The 3,699-nt window shown below is 69.0% G+C and carries 4 protein-coding genes; all 4 read left to right on the top strand.

Annotation, left to right across the window (positions count from 1 at the left end):
* Positions 1-312: HpcH/HpaI aldolase/citrate lyase family protein (locus G6027_RS02980; RefSeq protein ID WP_182635291.1), on the top strand; the 312-nt coding region annotated here is incomplete at its 5' end.
* A gap of 69 nt (positions 313-381) precedes the next feature.
* Complete coding sequence (locus G6027_RS02985; protein WP_182635293.1) at positions 382-2,031, top strand: AMP-binding protein; 1,650 nt, start codon at positions 382-384, stop codon at positions 2,029-2,031.
* 27 nt (positions 2,032-2,058) lie between these two features.
* A complete protein-coding gene (locus tag G6027_RS02990) occupies positions 2,059-2,835 on the top strand; it encodes a CoA transferase subunit A (protein ID WP_182635295.1) in 777 nt (258 codons plus the stop codon).
* Positions 2,835-3,488, top strand: a complete 654-nt coding sequence (locus G6027_RS02995; protein WP_182635297.1) for a 3-oxoacid CoA-transferase subunit B — start codon at positions 2,835-2,837, stop codon at positions 3,486-3,488. Before G6027_RS02990 ends, G6027_RS02995 begins: the two co-directional genes overlap by 1 nt.
* Positions 3,489-3,699: the final 211 nt, after the last annotated feature.

Genomic DNA, 3,699 nt, shown 5'->3' on the forward strand with positions numbered 1-3,699 from the left:
GCGGCCGCGTTCGGTCGGTGGGCGGTGGACTCGGTCCACCTCGACATCGCCGATGAGGCGGGGCAGCGCGCCGAGGCGCTCGACGCCGTCGCCCTGGGTTTCGTGGCCACGGCCTGCATCCACCCGTCCCAGGTGGCGGTGGTCCGACAGGCCTACGCGCCCGACGACGACGAGGTGGCCTGGGCCCGGAAGGTCCTCGACGCCGCCCGGAGCAACCAGGGCGTCTTCCGGCTGGACGGCCGCATGGTCGACGGCCCCGTCTTCCGTCAGGCCGAGGCGACGATGCGTCGCGCCGCGGCCTCCACCACCTGACACGCCGCCACCTGACACTGCAACCCCCACTTCGTGGGCCGTCCGACCCCACCCTCAAGGAGTACCGAGATGACCATCACCGATCTCGATTCCACCCCACTGGACCCCGCCCTCTCCCACACCCGTGGGGACGCCGACGTCCCGCTGCTCACGCAGACGATCGCCGACAACCTGGCCGCCACGGTCGAGCGCTTCGGCGACCGCGACGCCCTCGTCGACGTGCAGGCCGGACGCCGGTGGACCTACACGGAGTTCCACGCCGACGTCCGTCGCCTGGCCTCGGGCCTGCTCCGGCTCGGGATCCGGACCGGCGACCGCGTGGGGATCTGGTCCCCCAACCGCTGGGAGTGGGTGATGATCCAGTACGCCACCGCCGAGATCGGTGCGGTGCTGGTCAACATCAACCCGTCCTACCGCGTCCACGAACTGGAGTACGTGCTCACGCAGGCCGGGATCAAGGCCGTGGTCGCGGCGCCCCAGTTCAAGGACTCGGACTACACCGGCATGCTCTCGCAGGTCCAGCCGAGCTGCCCGGACCTGGACGTCGTCGTGCTGTTCGGCGACGAGGAGTGGGAGTCGATGATGTCGGGGCCCACCGATACCGAGGAGCTGGCCGGGATCCGCGCCGGTCTCGGCGCCGGCGACCCCATCAACATCCAGTACACCTCGGGCACCACCGGTTTCCCCAAGGGCGCGACCCTCTCGCACACCAACATCCTCAACAACGGGTTCTTCGTGGGCGAGACGATCAACTACTCGGAGGTGGACCGGGTCTGCATCCCGGTGCCCTTCTACCACTGCTTCGGCATGGTGATGGGCAACCTCGCGTGCACCACCCACGGGTCGTGCATGGTGATCCCCGCGCCGGCGTTCGACCCCGCGGCCTCGCTGCGTGCGGTGGCGCAGGAGAAGTGCACGAGCCTGTACGGCGTGCCGACGATGTTCATCGCCGAACTCGCGCTCGAGGGCTTCGACTCCTACGACCTGTCGTCTCTCCGTACCGGGATCATGGCGGGTTCGCCGTGCCCGGAGGCGACCATGCGTCAGGTGATCGACCAGATGAACATGGAGGAGGTGTCGATCTGCTACGGCATGACCGAGACCTCCCCGGTGTCCACCCAGACCCGGGCCGACGACTCGTTGGACCGCCGCGTCTCCACCGTGGGGCGGGTCGGCCAGCACCTGGAGATCAAGATCGTCGATCCGGAGTCGGGTGAGACCCTGCCGCGCGGGGAGGCGGGGGAGTTCTGTACCAAGGGGTACAGCGTGATGATCGGGTACTGGAACGAGCCGGAGAAGACCGCCGAGGCACTCGACGCCGACGGGTGGATGCACACCGGGGACATCGGGGAGATGGACTCCGACGGCTACGTCACGATCACCGGCCGCATCAAGGACATGGTGATCCGCGGAGGCGAGAACATCTATCCGCGCGAGGTGGAGGAGTTCCTCTACACGCACCCCGACATCCTCGACGCCCAGGTGATCGGGGTCCCGGATCCCAAGTACGGCGAGGAGCTCATGGCGTGGGTCCGGCTCAAGCCCGGGCGCGACGACCTCACGGCCGACGAGGTCCGCGACTTCGCCACCGGCAAGCTCGCCCGCCACAAGATCCCGAAGTACGTCCACGTGGTGGACGAGTTCCCCATGACGGTCACAGGCAAGGTCCGCAAGGTCGACATGCGCAAGACGGCCATCGAGATCCTCGGCATCGCCTGACGGCCCACGCACCCAAGGAGGACGTGTATGTCCAGCAAGATCATGACAGCGGCGGAGGCCGTCGCGGACATCCCGGACGGGGCGTCGATCGCCGCCGGCGGGTTCGGGCTGTGCGGGATCCCGCAGGTCGTCATCGAGGCCCTCGCCTCCCGCGACGTCGGGGACTTCGAGGTCTTCTCCAACAACGCCGGCGTCGACGGCAAGGGCCTCGGCATGCTCCTGGAGACCGGGAAGCTCCGGCGCATCGTCTCGTCGTACGTGGGCGAGAACAAGGAGTTCGCGCGTCAGTACCTGTCCGGTGAGCTCGAGGTGGAGTTGACGCCGCAGGGCACCCTCGCCGAGCGGATGCGCGCGGGCGGCTCCGGGATCGGGGCGTTCTATACGCGCACCGGGGTGGGCACCTACGTGGCCGATGGCGGGATGCCGTGGAAGTACGACTCCGAGGGCGGCGTCGCACTGGCCTCGCCGCCCAAGGAGACCAGGGAGATCCGCGGCGAGACCTACGTGCTCGAGCAGGCCATCGAGGCCGACTTCTCGCTGGTGCGGGCGGCGGTCGCGGACCGCAGCGGCAACCTGCGTTTCAACCTCACCGCACGTAACTTCTCGCCGTTGGCCGCCATGGCCGGCCGCGTGTGCATCGTCGAGGCGGAGAAGATCGTCGAGGTCGGCGAGCTGGCGCCCGACGACATCCACCTGCCCGGCATCTTCGTTCACCGCCTGGTCGAGCTCACTCCGCAGCAGGTGGAGCAGACCAAGTGGATCGAGAAGACCACCACCAACCCGCCCTCGGAAGGACAGCGCTGATGAGCAGGATCGGACGCGACCGCAAGGCGATGGCCGCCCGCGCGGCCCTCGAACTCTCGGACGGCCAGTACGTGAACCTGGGGATCGGGCTCCCGACGCTGGTGCCCAACTACGTCCCCGAGGACGTCAACGTCACCCTGCAGTCGGAGAACGGGCTGCTCGGGATCGGCCCCTACCCGCATCCGGACGACGTCGACCCGGACCTGATCAACGCCGGCAAGGAGACCGTCACCACGCTCCCCGGCTCGTCGATCTTCGACTCGGCGACCAGCTTCGGGATGATCCGCTCGGGAAAGATCGACGTGGCCATCCTGGGTGCCATGGAGGTCAACCCGGCCGGTGACATCGCCAACTGGATGGTGCCCGGCGCGATGGTCAAGGGCATGGGCGGCGCGATGGACCTCGTGGTGGGCGCCCGCCGCATCGTCGTGGTGATGGACCAGGTGGCCAAGGACGGCTCGTCCAAGATCGTCTCGGAGATCTCCCTGCCGCTCACGGGCCTGGGCTGCGTGGACCGGATCATCACGGAACTCGGTGTCTTCGACCGCGACGCCGACGGCCTGACCCTGGTCGAGCTGGCCGACGGGGTGACCCTCGAGCAGGTCGCCGACGCCACGGGAGCCCCGTACCGGGTGGCCGAAGGACTGCGGTAATCACGCCACCGGGACTCGCACCACCACCCGCCGGCGCCGCCGGACTCTGGACCACACCGGTCCGGGGTCGGGCGGCGCTCTCGGCGTTGGCGTGGGTCGTGGGGTACGTGGTCGGCCTCGTCGTCGTCGTCCTCCTCGCCCTTCTCGCCGCGAGCGCCGTCGGTACCGCGCGGCCCGACACCGCCCTACTCGCCCTCGTGGTGCTCGGCGG

The sequence above is a fragment of the Dietzia sp. SLG310A2-38A2 genome, from assembly GCF_014145095.1.
Lineage (GTDB): Bacteria > Actinomycetota > Actinomycetes > Mycobacteriales > Mycobacteriaceae > Dietzia.